Below are 20,199 nucleotides of genomic sequence, written 5' to 3' on the forward strand. Positions count from 1 at the left end.
GCAAGCCGGGGCGAGGTCGCAAGCCGGGGCGTGGTCGCAAGCCGGGGCGTGGTCGCAAGCCGGGGCGTGGTCGCAAGCCGGGGCGTGGTCGCGGCCTAGAGCTGGCAGGTGGCCCGGCGGCCCGCGTGTGGCGTGAACTGGGAGCCGCAGCGCGACAGGTGGCCAGAGGGAAAGCAGCAGGTAGCCGGTTTGGCAAACCTAGGCGCCAGCGGCCTGGCTGAGGGGCTGGACTGGCCGCCGGCAGACAGCGCGAGGTGCTCCGAGCACCCCGTTCCTGGACAGGCGGCCCAGGACGACCGTCCTAGGCAGGCGGCCCCGCGCACGCCGATCCCAGGCAAGCGGTCCGGCGAGTGCGGGCGTGGCAGGAGGGGGGGAGGGTGGGGCGGAACCTAGGGGAGTTCCTTGGCGATGACTTTGGAGAGCTCGCGGAGGGCTTTGCCACGGTGGCTGATCGCGTCTTTTTCGGGTGGGGAGAGTTCGGCGTTGGTGCGGTCCTGGCCGTCGCCGAGGAAGACGGGGTCGTAGCCGAAGCCGCCGGCGCCGCGGCGGGCGCGGAGGATCTGGCCGCGCTGTTTGCCTTCGACCAGGTGTTCGCGGCCGTTGGGGAGGACCAGGGCGGCGGCGCAGACGAAGGCGCCGCCGCGCTGCTCGTCGGAAACGTCGGAGATCTGGGCCAGCAGCAGGTCGAGGTTGGCGGGGTCGTCGCCGTGGCGGCCGGACCAACGAGCGCTGAACACGCCGGGCATGCCGTTGAGAGCGTCGACCGCGATGCCGGAGTCGTCGGCGACCGTGGGCAGGCCGGTGCGCTTGGCGCCCTCGCGGGCCTTGATCAGGGCATTTTCGCCGAAGGTCAGGCCGGTTTCGGGGACGTCCGGGTAATCCTCGAAGTCGGTCAGGCCGATCAGCTGGATGCGGTCGGTGCCCAGGGCCTGGTCGAGGATGCGCTGGAGCTCGGCAAGCTTCTTCTTGTTGGCCGTGGCCAGCAGCAGTTTGGCGCTCATGCGGCCAGCGCCTTCCGCTGGGCGGCGGCCAACTCGGCGCAACCGAGGACGCCGAGGTCGAGCAGGGCGTCCATCTGGTCGCGGCGGAACACGCCGTTTTCCCCGGTGCCCTGCACCTCGACGAAGTCGCCGTCGCCGGTGCACACCACGTTCATGTCGACCTCGGCGGCGACGTCTTCCAGATACATCAGGTCGAGGCGGGGCTCGCCGTCGACGATGCCGACGCTGACCGCCTGGATCGAGCGGTGCATGACCTTTTCCACCTTGCCGGCCAGCGACTTGCGGTCGGCCAACCAATTGACCGAGTCGTGGAGCGCGACGTAGGCCCCGGTGATGGCGGCCGTGCGGGTGCCGCCGTCGGCCTGGAGCACGTCGCAGTCGAGCACGATCGAGTTCTCGCCGAGCGCCTTGAGGTCGATGCAGGCCCGCAGGCTGCGACCGATCAGCCGGGAGATCTCGTGGGTGCGGCCGCCGACCTTGCCCTTGATGCTCTCCCGGTCACCACGGGTGTTGGTGGCGCGGGGCAGCATCGAATATTCGGCGGTGACCCAGCCGAGGCCCGAGCCCTTGCGCCAGCGCGGCACCCCCTCGGTGACGCTGGCGGTGCAGAGCACCCGGGTGTTGCCGAACTCGACGAGCACCGACCCCTCCGGGTGGATGCTCCACTTCCGGCTGAGGGTGACAGGGCGTAGCTGGTCGGCCGCTCGGCCGTCGGGTCGTGCCATGGTTCAAACCTTATTGGGTGGGGCTTCGGTTTGCTCCGTCAGGTTGTGCGGCTGTGGATAAGTCAGGGACGGGGGACGGCCGGACGCAGGACCGCCTGCGGCCGCGGCCGGGCGATCGTCAGCCCGAGAGGCAACGCACCGTGTGCCCGCAGGAAGCCGTCGACCGCCTGCTGCCAGCCGAATCCCTCGGCGCGCTCGCGAGCGGCCCGGCGGCGCTCCGGCTCCGGTCGCTCCATCAGCAGGCGGATGCCCGCGGCGAACGCTTCCGGGGTGCCGGGCACGGCCACTCCCGCGCCGCCGACCACCTCGGGCAGCGCGCTGCTCTCGTTGACGACCACCGGCGTACCGCAAGCAAGGGCCTCCAGCGCCGCCAAGCCGAACGTCTCCACCGGGCCCGGTGAAACGACGACATCGGCGCTTGCCATCAGCGCCGCGACCGCGGAGCGGTCGGCGATGTGCCCGGCGAACCGCACCGGGAGCCGGGCCGCCCGGTAGGCGAGCGCCGCCCGGCGCCGGCCGTCACCGGCGACCGCGAGCACCGCCGGTACCTTGCCGTTGCGCAACGCGGCGATCGAGTCGACCGCCAGCTCGGGGCGCTTGGCCGCGGAGAGCCGGCCGCAGAACGCGACGAGCAGCTCGTCGGCGCGGGCATAACGGGCGCGGATGGCCGGGTCACGGCGGGAGGGGTGGAACTCGTCGAGGTCGACGCCGAGCGGCACCTCGACCAGGTTGGGCACGCCGAGCCGGCGGAACTCGGCGGCGGCGAACGCCGTGGTGCAGACGATCGTGTCGAAGTTCTCGGCGGTGCGCCGGTTGAGCCGGTCGGCGACGTGGTCGCGCTTGGGCATGCCCCAGACGCCGAGCAGGGCGGCCAGGCTCTCGTGCGAGACCATCACCGAGCCGACGCCGCGAGCGCGCGCCCAGCCCCCGGTCCAGCGCAGCGAGGAGCGGTCGGAGACCTCGATGCGGTCGGGTTCGAGCGAGTCGAGCAGCTGGGTGAGCTCGCTGCGGCGGGTCATCACGCGGTAGCCGCCGGTGCGCGGCAGGGGCGCGCTGGGCAGCGTGATGATGCGGCCCTGGGAGGTCTGGATGTCGGAGCGCTCACGCCCGGGAACGACGAGGATCGCCTCGTGACCCGCACGCTGGTAGCCCTCGCCCAGGTTACGCAGGGCTGTCCGGAGGCCACCGGTATGCGTCGTCACGAAGTTGGCCAAGCGGACGATGCGCATGCATCAACTCCAAGATCACGATCCGGTGGTGCAACGGCTACGCAGCCCCCGCCCCCCGGTTCAGGCCCTAGAGATCGTACCGGGCGCCAGGTCTGACTACCTCAACCGGGCCGGTAAAGGCCGCGGTGGCCGCATCCACAATAGATGCCTCAGAGAACCACGCAGGTATCAAATGGGTCAGCAAAAGCCGCCCGACATCGGCTTTGGTAGCCGCCTCGCCCGCTTCGCCGCCGGTCAGGTGCAGTCCGGGTGGATTGTCCACACCGTCGAGGTAACTCGCCTCACACAGGAAAAGGTCGGCGCCGGTGGCCAGCCGCAACAGGGCCTCGCACGGCGCGGTGTCCGACGAATAAGCGAGGACGCGGCCGGCGTGCTCCACGCGTACGCCAAAGGTCTCGATCGGATGATTGACCCGGTCCACGGTGATCGTGAACGGCCCGAGCGGGAAAGTGCCCGGCTGCAGACCGTAGAAGGTGTAGACGTCGTCGAGAGGTTCATTCTCCGAGCTGTACGCCGCCGCGATCCGCTCCGAGGCACCGAGCGGGGCGTAGACCGGAATGGGCGGGCGGGCACCGCTCGGGTCGTACCGCCGGACCACGATGTAGGTGCAGGCGTCCAGCATGTGGTCGCAGTGCAGGTGAGTCAGGATGATCGCGTCGATCGCGTTCATGTCGGTGTATCGCTGCATCGCCGACATCGAGCCGGAGCCGAAATCGATGAGAAGTCGGAAACCGCCGGCCTCGACGAGGTAGGCGGAGCAGGCCGCCTCGGGGCCGGGAAAACTGCCGGCACAGCCGAGAACGGTCAGTCGCATGCGGGTCCCTCTGGCTCACGCTGGGTCGTCCACGCCCCGCTGGACCGGTCCGTGCCAGTCTCGTCAGACCAGTCAATCACGGAGCGAAGCGTACTTCGCGACCTGCGCGGGAGATAAACGTCTGATCGATTTGTCGCTAAATCGACAACGTACATCACACCACCCGTGACCTCGGTCATTAGCGCTTTTGCCGTTACGTCCGGTGAGTCGTTCGCGTTGCACAAAGTGATGACTACTGGGACGTACGGGACGGAGGCCGTGTGACTACGGTCGAGAAGAGCCGCGACACGCGAACCGAGGCGGCGGAGATCATGCCGTTCGGCGGCTGGGAGACCGCACCGGCTCCGGCGACGCTCGGGAATCGGCGGACAGTTTTCCGCTTCCCGGCGGCCGACGATCCGGCCCCGGCACCGGCACGGCTGCTCGCGATGGCGCTCTGGTCCGCCGCGCTGGGACTGGCAGGCGTCGGCATCGGCATGCGCGTCCTGGTCAAGATCGTCAACGGCGCGGAGTTCTGGTACGTCCCGACGATGACCTTTTTCGGACTTCTGAGCGTGACGCTTGTCGTCGGATCGTTCCTGTCGATCCACCGCCGCTGGGTGCCGTGGCTGCTGTTGGCGGCAGCCACGGTCCCGCTAGCGGTCGACGTGCTGATCGCGGTCCTCTACTAAGCCCACAACTGGCCTTCGAGGGCCTCTTCCGCGTCGTTGAGAGTGCCGCCGTAGGCGCCGGTCGACAGGTATTTCCAACCGCCGTCGCAGATCACGAAGGCCACGTCGGCGCGGCGGCCGGCCTTGACCGCCTCATGCGCCACCGCGAGGGCCGCGTGCAGGATCGCCCCGCTGGAGAAACCGGCGAAGATGCCCTCCACCTCGACCAACTGCCGGGTGCGCAGGACGGCGTCGCGGGTACCCACCGAGAACCGGCGGGTGAGCACGCTCGCGTCGTACAGCTCGGGAACGTAGCCCTCGTCGATGTTGCGCAAGCCGTAGACCAGCTCGCCGTAGCGCGGCTCGGCGGCGATGATCTGGATGCCCTCGACTTTTTCCTTGAGGAAGCGGCCGGTGCCCATGAGCGTGCCGGTGGTGCCGAGGCCGGCCACGAAGTGGGTGATCGTCGGCAGGTCGTGCAGCAGCTCGGGACCGGTGGTCTCGTAGTGCGCGCGGGCGTTCGCCGGGTTGCCGTACTGGTACAGCATCTTCCAGTCGGGGTGCTCGGCGGCGATCTGCTTGGCGGTGGCCACGGCCTGGTTGGACCCACCGGCGGCGGGCGAGAAGAGGATCTCCGCGCCGTACATCCGGAGGATCTGGATGCGCTCGGCCGACACGTTCTCCGGCATGACGCAGACGAGGCGATAGCCTCGCAGTTTCGCCACCATGGCCAGCGCGATGCCGGTGTTTCCGCTGGTCGGCTCAAGGATGGTGTCGCCCGGCCGGAGATGGCCGGACTCCTCGGCCTCGCGCACCATGAACAGTGCCGCGCGGTCCTTGATGCTGCCTGTCGGATTGCGGTCTTCCAGCTTGGCCCAGAGGCGCACCGGCGGTGCCCCGTCGGGCACCGTCGGCGAGAGGCGGGGCAGGCCGACGAGCGGCGTGCCCCCACATGCGTCAAGCAGGCTCTCGAAACGAGCCATGGTGGTTAGCGCCCCAGCAGAGCGGCGGCGGCCGCGAAGCCGAGGGCACCGCCGGCGACGGCCGGCAGGATGGTGATCGAGTCACCGTCGTTGAGCTTCGCGTCGAGCGCGCCCAGGAACCGGACGTCTTCGTCGTTGATGTAGATGTTGACGAAGCGGTGCAGGTTGCCCTCGGGCGTGATCAGCCGACCCTTGAAGCCGCTGTGCTTGGCGTCCAGGTCGTCGATCAGCGCGGTGAGCGTGTCGCCGGCGCCCTCGACGATCTTCGAGCCGCCGGTGTAGCTGCGCAGAATGGTGGGAACGCGAACTTCGATTGCCATGTCGGTGAATGCTCCTGAGTAAGGGTCGAACAACGGACGAGGATCTACGCGAATGTCGTCAGCGACACTCGTAGACCACCGACACGGGGCTCTGCCCGAACATGTAGGACTGCACGCTCGCACTCACGCGTCTACCTTCGCATCCACGATGTCGACCTTTTCCTCGGTGACTACACCGTCCACGATGCGGAACGACCGGAACTCGTCGACACCCGGGTCGCGCGTGGAAACCAGCACATAGTGTGCCCCGGGCTCACCGGCGAGGTTGATGTCCGTCCGGGACGGGAAGGCCTCGGTGGCCGTGTGCGAGTGGTAGATGACGACCGGTTCCTCGTCGTTGTCGTCCATCTCGCGCCACACCCTGAGGTGTTCCATGGAGTCGAACTGGTAGAACGTCTGCGACCGGGCGGAGTTGTCCATCGGGATGAACCGGGTGGGAGCGTCACTGCCGGCCGGGCCCGCGATCACACCACAGGCCTCGTCGGGGTGGTCCCGCCGAGCGTGGGCGAAGATCGCATCAACGATCGCCCGATCGATAGTCAGCACGCTGTTCACATTACCGTGAGATTTCCGTGCTCCGAGTATGGCCGTGGCCACACTCAGTCGATCTCCGGCAGTGCGTTCAGCAGCGACTCCTGCAGATAGCCGAGGTAGGCGTAGACGCTCAGCTGGAAGACCCGGCTCGAGCCCGGATCCTGCACGACGGCCGTCTCCAACTCCTCGGACAGGTCCGTCTCGGCGGTGATGTCGAGCCGGGTGCCCATCGCGAGGCGCGCGTCGTTGATGGCGCGCAGCCACGCCTCGGCGGCCTCGCCGTCCAGGCGTACCTCACCCTCGTCGCCGTCCGGCAGGGCCGCGAGAATCGCGCCCGCCTGATCGATCTTCCCGGTCTTCAGGTCCCCCTCGGTGTAGAGGCGGAACTCGGCCGAGTCGTCGGGGCGATCCGGATAGATGTCCGGGAAGAGCCGGGACACCACCGGGTCGGTGTGGTCCATCCCGTCGGTCAGCAGGCCGACCACCTCGCCGGCGACCTTGCGCAGCACGCGCACCTCGTCAATGGCGAAGGTGGCCACGCACTGGCTGCCGTTGCGTCGGAACATCTGCCCTCTCCCGCGGATTGCTCAGGCCCGGTCAACCGTCGCCCAGAGACCGTATCCGTGCAGCTGGTTGGCGTCCATCTCCATGCGCTCCCGCGCGCCGGAGGACACCACCGCCTTGCCCTTCGTGTGCACGTCGAGCATCAGCTGCTCGGCACGCTCCTTGCTGTAGCCGAACAACTTCTGGAAAACATAGGTCACGTACGACATGAGATTGACGGGATCGTCCCAGACGATCGTCACCCATGGCCGATCATCGGCGGGGGCTTCCTCGATCTCCGGCGCCTCGAGCGGAGCGACCTGTGGCAACGCCATGCCCCCATGTTGCCACCGGTTTTGCGCGATCGGTGAACCGGAACGCCGAACCGCAGGTCAGGGCGCCGTTAGTAAGGGGCAGGAACGCGCAATAGGGTGAGGGGGTGAACTCCTTCGCCCCCGCGTTGATGACCGACCAGTACGAGCTGACCATGGTCAGCGCCGCGCTGAAGGACGGGACCGCCGACCGCCGCTGCGTGTTCGAGGTCTTCGCCCGCCGGCTGCCCACCGGCCGGCGCTACGGCGTCGTGGCGGGGCCCGGGCGGCTCATGGAGCTCCTGCGCGACTTCCGCTTCCGCGACGAGGACATCGACTTCCTGCGCCGGGCGCAGATCGTCGACGAGAGCACCGCGGCCTGGCTGGCGGCTTATCGATTCACCGGCGACATCGACGGGTACGCCGAGGGAGAGCTCTTCTTCCCGGGGTCCCCGATCATGACGGTCTCGGGCACCTTCGCCGAGTGCGTGATCCTCGAGACGCTCATCCTGTCGGTGCTCAACCACGACTGCGCGATCGCCACCGGGGCGGCCCGCATGGTCACCGCGGCGCGCGGACGCCCGATCATCGAGATGGGCTCCCGGCGTACGCATGAGGACGCCGCCATCGCCGCCGCCCGCGCCGCCTACCTCGCGGGTTTCGCCTCCACCTCGAATCTCGCGGCCGGCATGCGGTACGGCATTCCCACCACCGGAACCTCGGCGCACGCGTTCACGCTGCTGCACGACAACGAGCCGGCCGCCTTCGCCTCGCAGGTGGCGGCGCTCGGGAAGAACACCACGCTGCTGGTCGACACCTACGACATCGCCCAGGGCATCCGCAACGCCATCGCGGTGGCCGGCCCCGACCTGCGCGCCGTCCGGATCGACTCGGGCGACCTGTCGGTGCTGGCCCAGCACTCGCGCGAACTGCTCGACTCGCTGGGCGCGACCGAGACCAAGATCATCGTTTCCGGTGACATGGACGAGTACGCGATCGCCACCCTCGCCGCCGAGCCGGTCGACATGTACGGCGCCGGCACGGCGGTGGTCACCGGTTCCGGGGCGCCCACCGCCGGCCTGGTCTACAAATTGGTCGAGGTCGAGGGCAAACCGGTCGTCAAGCGGTCGGAGAACAAGGCGACGGTCGGTGGCCGCAAGACCGCCGTACGCCGGCACAAGCCGACCGGCACCGCCACCGAGGAGATCATCGTCTCCCAGGGGGTCCCCGACCACATGGCCAACGACCGGCTGCTGCAGCGCTCGTTCGTGGCCGGTGGCGAGGTCGTCGACCGGTCCACGCTTGCCGACTCGCGCGAGCACCTGCGCCAGTGCCTGATCTCGATCCCGTGGGAGGGCCTGAAGCTCTCGGCCGGCGACCCGGCCATCCCCGTCACCATCGTCCCGACCGCATAGGGGTCTTCTCGTGGCACGTGCGCTGATCATCGTCGACGTTCAGAACGACTTCTGTGAGGGTGGCTCGCTCGCGGTCACCGGCGGGGCCGCGGTCGCCGCCTCGATCTCCGAGATCCTGCAAGCCGAGTCCGGCCGCTGGGACCACGTGGTCGCCACCAAGGACTGGCACATCGACCCAGGCAACCACTTCAGCGACCACCCCGACTACCGCGACACCTGGCCGGCGCACTGCGTGGTCGGCTCGGGCGGGGCCGATTTCCACCCGTCGCTGGTCACCGACCGGGTCGAGGAGATCTTCCACAAGGGCGAGCACAAGGCGGCCTACTCCGGCTTCGAGGGGCACGCCCACGACGGCGCCGGGCTCGCCGACTGGCTGCGCGCTCGCGAGGTCACCGAGGTCGACGTGGTGGGCATCGCGACCGACCATTGCGTACGAGCGACCGCACTGGACGCTCGCGCCGCCGGGTTCGGCACCACGGTCCTGCTCGACCTGACCGCGGGCGTGGCTCCCGGCACCACCGAGGCGGCGCTCGAGCAGTTCCGCGGCGCCTCGATTGAGACCACTGGCACACCGAGGGTTTCTTAGCTTTCGCCCCTTTTTCTCCTTGGAAAGCCGTTGGTTTTCTGTCGTACCCGCAGGGCAGGATGTCGGGCGGAGGTCAGGAACCGAATGCTGCTCACGCCTTACCGCGAAACACTCGCGTTGCCCCGGATCAAGTCGCTGCTGGCCGTGGCGACGCTGGCCCGCATCCCGATCGCGGCCAGTGCCGTCGTCCTGACCCTGCACGTGGTCGCCGACCTCGATCAGAACTACGCGGCCGCCGGCCTGGTCGGCGCCGCCTTCACGATCGGCGGCTCGGTCGGCGCACCGGTGATGGGCCGGCTGATCGACCGTCGTGGCCTGCGCCCGGTCCTGGTCCTGACCACGGTGGCCGAGGTGATCTTCTGGTCGGTCGCCCAGGGCGTGCCCTACCCGGCACTGCTGATCATGGCTCTGTTCGGCGGATTCCTGGCGCTGCCCGCCTTCTCGGTGGCTCGCCAGTCGATCGCGGCACTGACCCCCGAGGCCCAGCGTCTGCCCGCCTTCGCCCTCGACTCGATCACCACCGAGCTCTCGTTCATGACGGGCCCCGCCCTGGGCGTGTTGATCGCGACCGGCCCCGGCCCCCGCGTGGCCATGCTGACCATCGGCGGCGGCATCTTCCTGTCCGGCCTCGGCCTGTGGCTGCTCAACCCACCGGTCCGCGCCGAGCACGAAACCCCCGTGGCATCCGGCGAGCGCGTTCCGCGCCGCTCGTGGCTGCGCCCCCGCTTCGTCGCCGTCCTGGCCGTCACGATGGCCGCCACCCTGGTCCTGTCCGGCACCGACGTCGCAGTCGTGGCGGTGCTGCGCGAGAGCGGCGAGGTCGGTTGGACCGGCCCGGTGATGACACTGTGGGCGCTCTACTCACTGCTGGGCGGCTTCGCCTACGGCACGATGCGCCGCCGCCTGCCCGCGGTCAGCCTGCTCGCCCCGATGGCGGTGCTGACCATGGCGGTCGCCCTGGGCGGCGCCCACTGGTGGCTGCTGGCGTTGCTGCTGATCCCGTGCGGCGCCCTGTGCGCCCCCACCATCACGGCAAGCGCCGACGCGGCGAGCCGGATGACCCCGGCCTCAGCCCGAGGCGAGGCCATGGGCTTGCACAACTCGTCACTGACCGTCGGAGTAGCCCTGGGCGGCCCCCTCGCCGGCCTGGCCGCCGACACCTGGTCACCGGTCTGGGGTTTCGTGGCCGTCGGCGGCGTCGGAACACTGATCGCCCTGGCGGTGATCCCTGCCGAGCTGCTCCACCGCCGCTCCGCCCCAGCATCAGAGCCCGCTTCCGCCCCTTCCCCCGACGCCCCGGCCCCCGAGGTCCCGCCCGCCGTCCCCGCCGCCGGCGTCCCGGCCACCGCTGAGGTCCGGGCCACCGCTGACGTCCCGGCCGATGAGGTCCTGGCGTCCGGGACGGCTGGTCCCGCGGCCGTGATCCCCCGCCAAGCGCAGGAATCCCGCCCCAGCCCGGTCAGCCGGCACTGACCAGACCACGACGGCGGGTTCACGCCGCGGGCCGGCTCCGACCAGCCTCGGCGCCGACCCGCGCCACCCCGGCGCGACCTGGACGCGAGCCGGCCGGGCCTCAGCACTAGCCGGCGCAGCACTCGCCAGCACGGGATCGGCGCGACCTCAGCCCCCGCCGGCGCGGCCTCCGTAAGGACCAACACCGCTTTACCGGCGCAGGTCAGGCGGGTCTCAGCACGACCTGACGCGGCCTCATCGGAGCGGGGCCGGCGCTTGTTCGTCCACCGCTCGTAAGCCGGCCACAGCGTGATGCAGCGCAGCGAGGCCGCTCCAGCGTGGGCAGTTCGACCAGGCTGCCACAAGCGCGCGACAGTGCAGGCGAGGCGGCCCCCAGCGTGATACGGCGCGACGAGGCCCGCTCCAAGCGTGAGGCAGGTCGACGAGGCGGGCACAAGCACGCGACAGCGCGGGCGATGCCGCCTCAGCGTGCGGCAAGGCGCCAAGGCCGCCTACACCGTGCGGCAAGGCGCCAAAGCCGCCACACCGTGCGGCAGCGCGCCGTGCCACAAGCCCGCCGTGCCACAAGCCCGGCGTGCCACAAGCCGCCCCGGTCAGCCTCGGTGCGGCGTCTGGTGGGTGTCCGTTGGGGCAGTCGAATCCCGCACGATCGGCAGGCGAAGACGAGGGGTGAGCTTTTCTCGGCCCTGTTGTACGATCGTACTTGTACAAACGTACAAGAAGAGGGTGTGACCGTGTCGTACGTCTATCTGATGGTTGCGATCGCCGTGGAAATCGTGGCTACCAGCCTGATGAAGTCGACCGAGGGATTTACCCGGCTCTGGCCGACTCTGGCCTGCCTGTCGGGCTACGCGATCTCGTTGGTGGCACTTTCCCAGGCGGTGAAGGGCGTGCCGGTCGGCGTGGCCTACGCTCTGTGGTCGGCCCTCGGCACCGCCGCCATCGTCGCGATCGGCGCGGTTTTCCTGGGCGAGCCCATCACGCCCACCAAGGTGGCAGGCATCAGCCTGATCATCGCGGGCGTAGTGACCCTCAACCTCGGCGGTGCCCACTGACCCCCTCCACCGATCCGGCCACCAAAGCGGCAGCGGCAACGGCCACCAAAGCGGCAGCGGGCACCCCGGCACGGCGGACGCGGGATCCACGGGCTCGGCGGGAAGCGCTCGCCAACGCGACGATCGAGGTCATCGCGGAGGTCGGCATCGGGCGGACCACGCACCGGGCGGTCGCAGCGCGGGCCGGCCTTCCGCTCGGGGCGACCACCTACTATTTCCCGACGCTCGACGCGCTTATCGAGGCCGGGCTCCACAAGTACGCGGCTGACCAGGAGGCCGACCTTCGCCGGTGGGCGCAACGGCTTCAGGATGCCCCGGATCTGGCCGCGGCCCTTGTCGAGTTGGTCGACGAATACATGTCGGACCGGCGCCGGGCGCAGATCGAGTTCGAGCTGTGCGTGGCGGCCGGTCGGAACGAGGCCCTGCAACCCCTCGGCCGGGACTGGTTGCAGGGTCTGCACGAGGTCCTGGCCCCGCACGTGGGCGATCAGCCGGCCCACGACATCTCGGCGCTCCTGGACGGCACGATGCTCCACATGCTGACCGCCAACCGCCCGCTGAACGGCCCCGCTCTGCGGTCGGCCATCCGCCGTCTGGCGTCCTGACCGGCATTGCCGGAAACGACAAACGGCCCGCCTACCCCGTTGCGGGGCGGCGGGCCGAGTGCGGAAGAGCTAGTTGTCGCGGTTGGCGGAAGTGTCTTCCCGGTAGGTCGCACCGCCGTCGGCTTCGCTGGTCAGGACCTTGGCGCCGCCCTCGGGCGGGCCGGCCAGCGAGTGGCCCGCGGCCAGCTCCGGGAACTTCGCGTCGAAGGCCGGGCGCTCCGAACGGATGCGCGGCATCCGGTCGAAGTTGCGCAGCGGCGGCGGGGACGAGGTGGCCCACTCCAGCGAGTTGCCGTGGCCCCACGGGTCGTCGACCGTCACCAGCTGACCGACCTTGTAGGACTTCCACACGTTGTAGATGAACGGCAGCGTCGACAGACCGAGGACGAAGGAGCCGAGGGTCGAGAACGTGTTCAGGAAGGTGAAGCCGTCGGACGGCAGGTAGTCGGCGTAACGGCGGGGCATGCCCTTGGTGCCGAGCCAGTGCTGCACCAGGAAGGTGGCGTGGAAGCCGATGAACGTCAGCCAGAAGTGCACCTTGCCGAGCCGGTCGTCGAGCATCCGGCCGAACATCTTCGGGAACCAGAAGTAGATCCCGGAGAAGACCGCGAACACGATCGTGCCGAACAGTACGTAGTGGAAGTGGGCGATCACGAAGTACGAGTCGGACACGTGGAAGTCGATGGGCGGCGCCGCGAGCAGCACGCCGGACAGCCCGCCGAACAGGAACGTGACCAGGAAGCCGATGGCGAACATCATCGGTGTCTCGAAACTGATCTGGCCGCGCCACATGGTGCCGATCCAGACGAAGAACTTCATCCCGGTGGGCACCGCGATCAGGAAGCTCAGGAAGCTGAAGAACGGCAGCAGCACCTGACCGGTGACGAACATGTGGTGCGCCCACACCGACATCGACAGCGCGCCGATCAGCAGCGTCGCGGCGACCAGGCCCTTGTAGCCGAACACCGGCTTGCGACTGAACACCGGGATGACCTCGGTGATGATGCCGAAGAAGGGCAACGCGATGATGTAGACCTCGGGGTGGCCGAAGAACCAGAAGAGGTGCTGCCAGAGCATCGGCCCGCCGGTGTCCACATCGAACACGTGGGCGCCGAGGATGCGGTCGGCGGCGAGGGCGAACAGCGCGGCCGCCAGGAACGGGAAGACCATGATCACCAGAAGGCTGGTGACCAGGATGTTCCAGGTCATGATCGGCATGCGGAACATGGTCATGCCGGGGGCGCGCAGGGTCAGGATCGTGGTGATCATGTTGACGCCACCGAGGATGGTGCCGAGGCCCGAAAGCGCCAGGCCGACCACCCACATGTTGCCGCCGACGCCCGGCGAGTGCAGGCCGTCGCTGAGCGGGGTGTAGGCGAACCAGCCGAAGTCGGCCGCGCCACCCGGGGTGAGGAACCCGCCGATGGTGATCGTGCCGCCGAACAGGTAGAGCCAGTAGGCGAACGAGTTCAGTCGCGGGAACGCCACGTCGGGCGCGCCGATCTGGATCGGCACCACGAAGTTCGCGAACGCGAACACGATGGGCGTCGCGAAGAACAGCAGCATGATCGTGCCGTGCATCGTGAACAGCTGGTTGTACTGCTCCGGCGACAGGAACTGCATGCCCGGCCGGGCCAGCTCCGCGCGCATCAGCAGGGCCATCAGGCCACCGAGCATGAAGAACACGAAGGACGTGATCATGTACATGATCCCGATTTGCTTCGCGTCCGTCGTGCGCAGGATCCGGGCAAGCGCCGAACCCTTGACCTGCCGCCGGACCGGATAGGGCCGGGTCACGATCGGCTTTGGCGCAACGGTCGTCACGAATAGCCTCCGTACGTCTGGTTCGTACCGCTCAGCACACCCAAAGCGAAAGGCGTACCTCGCAGGCAGAATAGTCCCCCACCCGCCCCGCGGCTCCCGGGGGTTGCCCAGAGGTGATCGGCCTCAGGCGGGCGGGACCAACGGTCGGTAATGATCAGCGAAGATCCGCAGGCCGCGCCGACGAAGCATGGGGTCACGCAGGGCCGGCGGCACATCCCAGGTGCGGTCACGCTCGCGGGTGCGGTCACGCACGGCGCCGCAGCGGGGCCGGCGGCGGATCTCGTAGGCCTTGAGCGCCGACGCGACGTCCCCTCCGGAACGTTTCAGTTCCTCGCCGAGCACCACCGCGTCCTCGAAGGACATGGCCGCGCCCTGGGCGAGGGTCGGGGCGGTGGCGTGTGCCGCGTCCCCGACGAGCAGCACCGGGCCGCGGTGCCAGGTGTCGAGCACGACCTCGTCGGTGCGGGCCACCGACACCTTCTCGATCGCACCGAGGATGGCCGGCACCGGGCCGCCGAACGATCCGAAGACGGTGCGCAGGTGGGCGCGCGGATCTTCGGGGTTGGGCGAGTCGGGCGCGGTCTCGTCGGCATAGAAGTAGAGCCGGCGACCGCCCATCGGCATGGCCACGAAGGACGAGCGCCGACCGAGCAACGCGGTCCAGTCGGACAGCGGCGGGCCGCCACTGACCACCGAGCGGTAGACGATCTGACCGGTAGGCGTGGCCGCACCACCGAGCCCGGCCTTGGCGCGGACCGTGGAGCGCCTGCCGTCGGCGCCGATGACCAGGTCGTATTCGGCGACGCTGCCGTCTCCGAACACGACCTTGGCGGCGCCGTCGAAGATCTCCAGGTCTTTGACCACGGTGTCGTAGCGGACCTCGCCGCCGACCCCGGTGAGCAGCACCTGCTGGAGGTCGGCGCGGGACAGCGCCCGGGACTCGCCGACACCGGCCCACAGACCGGCCACGTCGAGCTCGAACAACGAGCGGCCGCGGGAGTCGAGGAAGACCTGCCGGAAGATCAGATCACCGAGGGGGCGCAGCGGGGCGTCGAGACCGAGTTGGCGCAGCGCGCGCGACGCGTTGCCGGGCAGATAGATGCCCGCGCCCGGGAGCATGCTGGCGGGCAGCTCCTCGACGACATCCGGTCGATAGCCGGCGAGCCGCAGCGCCCGAGCAGCGGACAGACCGGCGATCCCGGCCCCCACCACGAGGATGCGCAAGGTCATCGCGCCAAAGCCTCCCAGCGGTCGGACACGCGTCGGAGCCAGAACACTACCCCCAGCCACCGATGCGGGAAACCCTCGATCATCCCCGAGTCCGATTTGTTCAAGACATCGTCACGGCTCGCCCGTAGCGTCGGCGACATGGCACCGATCATCAACGGAATCGGCCTCGCGGTGGCCGACATGGCAACCTCCCTCAATTTCTACAGTCGGCTCGGCCTGGACATCCCGGCCGGGCAGGAAAATGAACCGCACGCCGAAGTGGAACTGCCGGGTGGCATCCGGCTCATGTGGGACACCGAGGCGATGATCTCCTCCTTCGACCCCGGATTCACTCCGGGCGAGAAGAAGTCCGGCAGCAGCCTCGCCTTCCTCTGCGCCGACCCGGCCGAGGTCGACGCACTGCACGCCGACCTGGTCGCGGCCGGTTATCACAGTCACCGCGAGCCCTGGGACGCCGAGTGGGGCCAGCGTTACGCGGTGATCCACGACCCCGACGGTTACACCGTGGATCTCTTCGCCTGGTTCAAGAAATGAGCCGGGTCCAAGAAATGAGCCGGGTCCTCAGACCAGCGAGCTGAGCGGCACCCCGGCCATGGCCCGCACCTCCCGGGCCAGGTGGGCCTGGTCGGCATAGCCGGCGGTGGCGGACACCGAGGCGAACGGCGCACCACCACGGGCCAGCTCGACCGCCCGCTGCAGGCGGAGGATGCGGGTGAGGGTCTTGGGCCCGTAACCGAAACCGGTGGTGCTGCGGCGCAGCAGCTGCCGGTTGCTCAGGCCGCACCGAGCGGCGATCTCGTCGGTCCGCCGGCCGGCCGAGGCCGCGGCGGCCAGCGTGACCAGGACGGGATCGGGCGTGGCCCACCGCCGTCCGGCGGCGGCGACCAGGGCCGCCGACGGATCGTCGGCCTCGGCGAGCGGCCGGACCGCCGACGCCGGCCACAGCGCGTCGAGCGGCACCTGCTGATCGACCAGCTCGGACGCCGGGACGCCGAGAACCGGCGGCCCGGTGCCGGCCCCGAAACGCAGGGCGAACATGCGGCTCCCCGGCGACGGCCGGCCGATCTGCGCGGTCGTGTCGGGGCCGGCCACGAAGACCTGGCCGTCCCGCCAGATGATGTCGAGACAGCCGTCGGGCAGGATGCGGTGCTCCCGCCGGCCCGGCGGAGTCACGCTCCGCCAGGCGATCACGTGCGGCAACGTCGACGCCCGTTCCGAGTACATGCGGACAGCCTCCCATCGGGTATGACAAAAGCATGTCCGACCGGCTGGGCGAATACCGCCGCAAAAGGGATGAGAAGCGCACCCCCGAACCCATCCCGAAAGATCATCCCGACGAGACCGGGCGGAGTCGCTTCGTCATTCAGCAGCACCACGCCCGCGCCCTGCACTGGGACGTCCGCCTCGAACGCGACGGCGTGCTGGTCAGCTTCGCCGTGCCGCGCGGCCTCCCCCGCGACCGCACCCGCAACAACCTGGCCAAGCACACCGAGGACCACCCGCTGCAATACCTGGACTTCGCCGGCGAGATCCCGGCCGGCGAATACGGCGGCGGCCGGATGACGATCTTCGACCACGGCACCTACCAGGCGAAGAAGTGGCGCGACGACGAGATCGAGGTGACTTTCCACGGCGATCGCGTCCAGGGCCGCTACATCTTCTTCCGGACCGGCGGGAACGACTGGATGGTGCGACGGATGGACCCGCCGGAGCCGGGCTGGGAACCGATCCCGGAGACGGTCCCGCCGATGCTCGCCACAACCCGGAAGAGCCTGCCCAAGGACGACGACCGGTGGGCGTACGAGATGGGTTGGGGTGGCCGGCGCGTCATCGCGTACGTCTCCGGCGGTCGCGTACATCTCAAAGGAGCCGGCGGCGAGGATCTGACCGCGTGGTTCCCGGAGATCCGGGCGCTCGGGCCGGCACTCGCGCCGATCGAGGCGGTGCTCGACGGTGAGCTGATGGCGTTCGACGGACCGCGACCCGACGCCGAGCTGCTCGATCGGCGCCGGGAGCCGCGCGACGCCGGGGCCGCGAAGCGCGCCGCCGAGCGGACACCCGTGCAGTTCCTCGCCTACGACCTGCTCTGGTTGGAGGGGCACGGCACCACCGAGATCGAGTACGCGCAACGCCGCGAACTTCTGGACGGCCTCGCGATCAGCGGCGAACACTGGCAGACACCGCCCTTCTTCCCCGGTGGCGGGGAGTTCGCGGTGGCGGCCGCGCGTGCCCAGGGGTTGCCGGCGGTGGTGGCGAAACGCCTCGATTCACGCTATTCGCCAGGCGAGCGGAGCAGATGGTGGCGGCAGATAGCGGTCCAGGAGGCGGATATTTAAAGTTCAGCCCCGGTTCATCCGCGCCGATGGGGGAATTGTGGGCCGGCGCACCGGCAGTCCGCGCCCCGGCAACCGACAGATGCGAGGTTTGCCGGTGCTCGCAGCGGAAAGGGTCTCTGTTTAAATGCACGCCGAGATGTCTGCTGAACTCTGGAACTCCGCCGTCCGTGTCCTCGACATCAACTGGGCCGGTGACCACATGGTCCCGTCCCGCCGGCTGTATCCGCATCAGTGGAGCTGGGACGCCGCCTTCATCGCCATCGGCCTCGCCTATGTGAACCCGACCCGGGCCTGGCGCGACCTGCGCAGCCTGTTCGAGGCGCAGTGGCCGGACGGCCGGGTGCCGCACATCGTCTTCGACCCGGCCACCGCGGAGGCCGATTACTTCCCCGGACCGGCGTTCTGGAACGTTCCGGCCTACGGCAACCGCGCGGCCCGGGGCAGCACCGGCATCGTCCAGCCGCCGATGCACGCGATCGCCGCCTGGGAGGTCTACCGGCACGCGGCCGCGCACGGGGCGAACTGCGCCCACCAGGCCCGCACCGAGCTCCAGTGGCTCTACCCGCGGCTGGTCGCCCAGCAGCGCTACCTGACCACCGACCGCGACCTGGGCCGGGGCGGCCTGGCCAGCATCGTGCACCCGTGGGAGTCGGGTCTGGACAACAGCCCGGCCTGGGACGACTCGATCGCGAACGTGCCCGCCGACCTGGCGCTGCTGTCCCGGTACCGCCGCCGGGACCTGGACGTCTCGGACGCCGCCCACCGCCCCACCGACCTGGACTACGCACGCTATGTGGGTCTCGTGCTCAGCTACCAGGCCGGCGGTTACGCCGACCACGGACTGCTCGACCGGCACGCGTTCGCGGTCGAGTGCCCGGCGTTCAACTCGATCCTCGCCTCGGCCGAGCTGGCCCTCGCGCAGATCGCCGGGGTGCTCGGGCTGACCGCCGCGGCCGGCACCCACCGCGACCGGGCCGGGCAGATCACCGCGGCCATCACGAGGCGGCTGCGGGACTCGGCGACCGGCATGTTCCACGCACTCGACGTGAAGACCGGCAAGCTGAGCGCGGCCAACTGCGCGAGCGGGCTGCTGCCGCTGATGCTCCCCGACCTGCCGGCCGCGATGGTCGAGGCGATCATGGCGCAGTTGCGGTCGCCGCGGTTCGGGCTGCCGGTGCCCAGCTACGACCGCACCGCCGCCGACTTCGACACCATGCGCTACTGGCGCGGGCCGGTCTGGATCAACGTGAACTGGCTGGTCCGGCGGGGTCTGTTGGTGCACGGCTTCCGCGACGAGGCGGAAGACCTGCGCACCGCGATGATCCGGCTGGTCCACCGCAACGGGCATTTCGAGTACTTCCACCCGACGACGGGCGAGGGCCTCGGTGCGCCGGCGTTCAGCTGGACCGCGGCCCTCTCCCTCGACCTGCTCGCCGACCGCTCGGTGCCGGCTTACGCGAAAGCGGGCTAGAACAACACGACCGAGCGGAGTACGCCGCCGGCGTGCATCTTGCCGAACGCCTCCTCGACCTGGTCCAGGGTGATCTCCTCGGAGACGAACGCGTCCAGGTCGAGGCGACCCTGCTGGTAGAGGGCGGTCAGCAGGGGGAAGTCGCGGCTCGGCAGGCAGTCGCCGTACCAGCTCGACTTGAGTGCCCCGCCGCGGCCGAAGACGTCGAGCAGCGGCAGCTCGATGGTCATCTCCGGGGTCGGCACGCCGACCAGCACAACGGTGCCGGCCAAGTCGCGGGCGTAGAAGGCCTGCTTGTAGGTCTCCGGGCGGCCGACCGCCTCGATCACCACGTCGGCGCCGTTGCCTCCGGTCAGGCTCCGGACCGCTTCCACCACGTCCGATTCCCGGGCGTTGACGGTGTGCGTCGCGCCGAACCGCCGCGCCCACTCGAGTTTCTGCTCGTCGGTGTCGACCGCGATGATCGTCGTGGCCCCGGCCAGCGCCGCTCCCACGATCGCCCCGTCGCCCACCCCGCCGCAGCCGATGACCGCGACCGAGTCGCCCCGGGTGACCCCGCCGGTGTTGATCGCCGAGCCGATGCCGGCCATCACGCCGCAGCCCAGCAGCCCCACCGCGGCGGGCCGGGCGTCGGCCGCGACCTTGGTGCACTGACCGGCCGCGACCAGCGTCTTCTCGACGAACGCGCCGATCCCCAGGGCTGGGGACAACTCGGTGCCGTCCTCCAGGGTCATCTTCTGGGTGGCGTTGTGGGTGGCGAAGCAATACCACGGCTTGCCACGCCGGCAGGCCCGGCAGTTGCCGCACACCGCACGCCAGTTGAGCACCACGAAGTCACCGGGCGCCACCTCGGTCACACCCTCGCCGACCGACTCCACCACACCCGCGGCCTCGTGGCCGAGCAGGAACGGGAAGTCGTCGTTGATGCCGCCCTCGCGGTAGTGCAGGTCGGTGTGGCACACCCCGCACGCCTGAACCTTCACGACCGCCTCGCCGGGACCCGGATCGGGCACGACGATCGTTGCCACCTCGACTGGTGCACCTTTCGATCGGGCGATCACGCCCCGCACTCGCTGACTCATCGGACCAGCGTA

General features: G+C 69.6%; 21 protein-coding genes and 1 pseudogene. 9 read left to right on the plus strand and 13 right to left on the minus strand.

Features of this window, described 5'->3' with window-relative positions; genetic code table 11:
- Window positions 1–389: 389 nt before the first annotated feature.
- The 4 genes from rdgB to Afe05nite_RS07505 all read right to left on the minus strand — a co-directional run bounded on the left by rdgB (window position 390) and on the right by Afe05nite_RS07505 (window position 3,769).
- On the minus strand, window positions 390–1,001 hold the full coding sequence (gene rdgB, locus Afe05nite_RS07490) for an RdgB/HAM1 family non-canonical purine NTP pyrophosphatase (protein WP_203816254.1): 612 nt from the start codon (window positions 999–1,001) through the stop codon (window positions 390–392).
- Window positions 998–1,726, minus strand: a complete 729-nt coding sequence (gene rph / locus Afe05nite_RS07495) for a ribonuclease PH (RefSeq protein ID WP_203816255.1) — start codon at window positions 1,724–1,726, stop codon at window positions 998–1,000. Before rph ends, rdgB begins: the two co-directional genes overlap by 4 nt.
- A 62-nt stretch (window positions 1,727–1,788) precedes the next feature.
- Window positions 1,789–2,955, minus strand: a complete 1,167-nt coding sequence (locus Afe05nite_RS07500; protein ID WP_203816256.1) for a glycosyltransferase — start codon at window positions 2,953–2,955, stop codon at window positions 1,789–1,791.
- A gap of 67 nt (window positions 2,956–3,022) precedes the next feature.
- Window positions 3,023–3,769 carry an MBL fold metallo-hydrolase gene (locus Afe05nite_RS07505; protein WP_203816257.1) on the minus strand — a complete coding sequence of 249 codons (747 nt, stop codon included), beginning with the start codon at window positions 3,767–3,769 and terminating at the stop codon, window positions 3,023–3,025.
- Window positions 3,770–4,029: 260 nt separating this feature from the next.
- Here Afe05nite_RS07505 and Afe05nite_RS07510 point away from each other — a divergent pair, with 260 nt between their 5' ends.
- Window positions 4,030–4,440 (plus strand): hypothetical protein, encoded by a 411-nt coding sequence (locus Afe05nite_RS07510; protein ID WP_203816258.1) that lies wholly within the window; start codon window positions 4,030–4,032, stop codon window positions 4,438–4,440.
- Here Afe05nite_RS07510 and Afe05nite_RS07515 read toward each other — a convergent pair.
- The 5 genes and pseudogenes from Afe05nite_RS07515 to clpS form a co-directional block, all read right to left on the minus strand.
- A complete protein-coding gene (locus Afe05nite_RS07515) occupies window positions 4,437–5,402 on the minus strand; it encodes a PLP-dependent cysteine synthase family protein (RefSeq protein ID WP_203816259.1) in 966 nt (321 codons plus the stop codon). The two genes, Afe05nite_RS07510 and Afe05nite_RS07515, sit on opposite strands and share 4 nt — an antisense overlap.
- A 5-nt stretch (window positions 5,403–5,407) precedes the next feature.
- Window positions 5,408–5,722 carry a MoaD/ThiS family protein gene (locus Afe05nite_RS07520; RefSeq protein ID WP_203816260.1) on the minus strand — a complete coding sequence of 105 codons (315 nt, stop codon included), beginning with the start codon at window positions 5,720–5,722 and terminating at the stop codon, window positions 5,408–5,410.
- Between the two features lie 58 nt (window positions 5,723–5,780).
- Window positions 5,781–6,268: pseudogene (locus Afe05nite_RS07525) on the minus strand (M67 family metallopeptidase).
- 53 nt (window positions 6,269–6,321) lie between these two features.
- On the minus strand, window positions 6,322–6,822 hold the full coding sequence (locus Afe05nite_RS07530) for a DUF2017 domain-containing protein (protein WP_203816262.1): 501 nt from the start codon (window positions 6,820–6,822) through the stop codon (window positions 6,322–6,324).
- A 21-nt stretch (window positions 6,823–6,843) separates the two neighbouring features.
- Window positions 6,844–7,134 carry an ATP-dependent Clp protease adapter ClpS gene (clpS, locus tag Afe05nite_RS07535; RefSeq protein WP_203816263.1) on the minus strand — a complete coding sequence of 97 codons (291 nt, stop codon included), beginning with the start codon at window positions 7,132–7,134 and terminating at the stop codon, window positions 6,844–6,846.
- Window positions 7,135–7,238: 104 nt separating this feature from the next.
- On the opposite strand from clpS, the gene Afe05nite_RS07540 reads away from it, so the two are divergent.
- The 5 genes from Afe05nite_RS07540 (at window position 7,239) to Afe05nite_RS44895 (ending at window position 12,244) form a co-directional block, all read left to right on the plus strand.
- Window positions 7,239–8,525: a nicotinate phosphoribosyltransferase gene (locus Afe05nite_RS07540; RefSeq protein WP_203816264.1), complete on the plus strand. Its 1,287-nt coding sequence runs from the start codon at window positions 7,239–7,241 to the stop codon at window positions 8,523–8,525.
- 10 nt (window positions 8,526–8,535) lie between these two features.
- Window positions 8,536–9,111 (plus strand): isochorismatase family protein, encoded by a 576-nt coding sequence (locus Afe05nite_RS07545; RefSeq protein WP_203816265.1) that lies wholly within the window; start codon window positions 8,536–8,538, stop codon window positions 9,109–9,111.
- An 84-nt stretch (window positions 9,112–9,195) separates the two neighbouring features.
- Window positions 9,196–10,584, plus strand: coding sequence for an MFS transporter (locus Afe05nite_RS07550; RefSeq protein ID WP_203816266.1), 1,389 nt, complete (start codon window positions 9,196–9,198; stop codon window positions 10,582–10,584).
- A 728-nt stretch (window positions 10,585–11,312) separates the two neighbouring features.
- Window positions 11,313–11,639, plus strand: coding sequence for a DMT family transporter (locus tag Afe05nite_RS07555; RefSeq protein WP_438867752.1), 327 nt, complete (start codon window positions 11,313–11,315; stop codon window positions 11,637–11,639).
- 122 nt (window positions 11,640–11,761) lie between these two features.
- Window positions 11,762–12,244, plus strand: a complete 483-nt coding sequence (locus tag Afe05nite_RS44895) for a TetR/AcrR family transcriptional regulator (protein ID WP_344222952.1) — start codon at window positions 11,762–11,764, stop codon at window positions 12,242–12,244.
- A gap of 69 nt (window positions 12,245–12,313) precedes the next feature.
- Here Afe05nite_RS44895 and ctaD read toward each other — a convergent pair whose 3' ends face one another.
- Window positions 12,314–14,068, minus strand: coding sequence for an aa3-type cytochrome oxidase subunit I (gene ctaD, locus Afe05nite_RS07565; RefSeq protein WP_203816267.1), 1,755 nt, complete (start codon window positions 14,066–14,068; stop codon window positions 12,314–12,316).
- A gap of 123 nt (window positions 14,069–14,191) precedes the next feature.
- Window positions 14,192–15,298, minus strand: a complete 1,107-nt coding sequence (locus tag Afe05nite_RS07570) for an FAD-dependent monooxygenase (protein ID WP_438867754.1) — start codon at window positions 15,296–15,298, stop codon at window positions 14,192–14,194.
- A 138-nt stretch (window positions 15,299–15,436) separates the two neighbouring features.
- Between Afe05nite_RS07570 and Afe05nite_RS07575 the strand changes: the two genes are divergently transcribed.
- A complete protein-coding gene (locus tag Afe05nite_RS07575; RefSeq protein WP_203816268.1) occupies window positions 15,437–15,832 on the plus strand; it encodes a VOC family protein in 396 nt (131 codons plus the stop codon).
- 27 nt (window positions 15,833–15,859) lie between these two features.
- On the opposite strand, the gene Afe05nite_RS07580 is transcribed toward Afe05nite_RS07575, so the two are convergent.
- Window positions 15,860–16,522 carry a helix-turn-helix domain-containing protein gene (locus Afe05nite_RS07580; RefSeq protein WP_203816269.1) on the minus strand — a complete coding sequence of 221 codons (663 nt, stop codon included), beginning with the start codon at window positions 16,520–16,522 and terminating at the stop codon, window positions 15,860–15,862.
- Between the two features lie 32 nt (window positions 16,523–16,554).
- On the opposite strand from Afe05nite_RS07580, the gene Afe05nite_RS07585 reads away from it, so the two are divergent.
- Both Afe05nite_RS07585 and Afe05nite_RS07590 read left to right on the plus strand, forming a co-directional pair.
- A complete protein-coding gene (locus Afe05nite_RS07585; RefSeq protein WP_203816270.1) occupies window positions 16,555–17,634 on the plus strand; it encodes a DNA polymerase ligase N-terminal domain-containing protein in 1,080 nt (359 codons plus the stop codon).
- Window positions 17,635–17,770: 136 nt separating this feature from the next.
- Window positions 17,771–19,105, plus strand: coding sequence for an MGH1-like glycoside hydrolase domain-containing protein (locus Afe05nite_RS07590; protein WP_239117630.1), 1,335 nt, complete (start codon window positions 17,771–17,773; stop codon window positions 19,103–19,105).
- Here the strand turns inward: Afe05nite_RS07590 and Afe05nite_RS07595 are convergent.
- Window positions 19,102–20,187: an S-(hydroxymethyl)mycothiol dehydrogenase gene (locus Afe05nite_RS07595; protein ID WP_203816272.1), complete on the minus strand. Its 1,086-nt coding sequence runs from the start codon at window positions 20,185–20,187 to the stop codon at window positions 19,102–19,104. The genes Afe05nite_RS07590 and Afe05nite_RS07595 overlap by 4 nt on opposite strands.
- Between the last annotated feature and the right edge of the window lie 12 nt (window positions 20,188–20,199).

The sequence above is a fragment of the Paractinoplanes ferrugineus genome (genome assembly GCF_016862195.1).
Classification (GTDB): Bacteria; Actinomycetota; Actinomycetes; order Mycobacteriales; family Micromonosporaceae; genus Actinoplanes; species Actinoplanes ferrugineus.

Bases quoted from the DNA above. Each gene is read 5' to 3' on its own strand.
- rph (WP_203816255.1), bottom strand. From the start codon at position 1,726: ATGGCACGACCCGACGGCCGAGCGGCCGACCAGCTACGCCCTGTCACC.
- rdgB (WP_203816254.1), bottom strand. From the start codon at position 1,001: ATGAGCGCCAAACTGCTGCTGGCCACGGCCAACAAGAAGAAGCTTGCC.
- Afe05nite_RS07590 (WP_239117630.1), top strand. From the start codon at position 17,771: ATGTCTGCTGAACTCTGGAACTCCGCCGTCCGTGTCCTCGACATCAAC.
- Afe05nite_RS07530 (WP_203816262.1), bottom strand. From the start codon at position 6,822: ATGTTCCGACGCAACGGCAGCCAGTGCGTGGCCACCTTCGCCATTGAC.
- Afe05nite_RS07515 (WP_203816259.1), bottom strand. From the start codon at position 5,402: ATGGCTCGTTTCGAGAGCCTGCTTGACGCATGTGGGGGCACGCCGCTC.
- clpS (WP_203816263.1), bottom strand. From the start codon at position 7,134: ATGGCGTTGCCACAGGTCGCTCCGCTCGAGGCGCCGGAGATCGAGGAA.
- Afe05nite_RS07585 (WP_203816270.1), top strand. From the start codon at position 16,555: ATGTCCGACCGGCTGGGCGAATACCGCCGCAAAAGGGATGAGAAGCGC.
- Afe05nite_RS07575 (WP_203816268.1), top strand. From the start codon at position 15,437: ATGGCACCGATCATCAACGGAATCGGCCTCGCGGTGGCCGACATGGCA.
- Afe05nite_RS07595 (WP_203816272.1), bottom strand. From the start codon at position 20,187: ATGAGTCAGCGAGTGCGGGGCGTGATCGCCCGATCGAAAGGTGCACCA.
- Afe05nite_RS07570 (WP_438867754.1), bottom strand. From the start codon at position 15,298: ATGACCTTGCGCATCCTCGTGGTGGGGGCCGGGATCGCCGGTCTGTCC.
- Afe05nite_RS07500 (WP_203816256.1), bottom strand. From the start codon at position 2,955: ATGCGCATCGTCCGCTTGGCCAACTTCGTGACGACGCATACCGGTGGC.
- Afe05nite_RS07580 (WP_203816269.1), bottom strand. From the start codon at position 16,522: ATGTACTCGGAACGGGCGTCGACGTTGCCGCACGTGATCGCCTGGCGG.
- Afe05nite_RS07520 (WP_203816260.1), bottom strand. From the start codon at position 5,722: ATGGCAATCGAAGTTCGCGTTCCCACCATTCTGCGCAGCTACACCGGC.
- Afe05nite_RS07505 (WP_203816257.1), bottom strand. From the start codon at position 3,769: ATGCGACTGACCGTTCTCGGCTGTGCCGGCAGTTTTCCCGGCCCCGAG.
- Afe05nite_RS07550 (WP_203816266.1), top strand. From the start codon at position 9,196: ATGCTGCTCACGCCTTACCGCGAAACACTCGCGTTGCCCCGGATCAAG.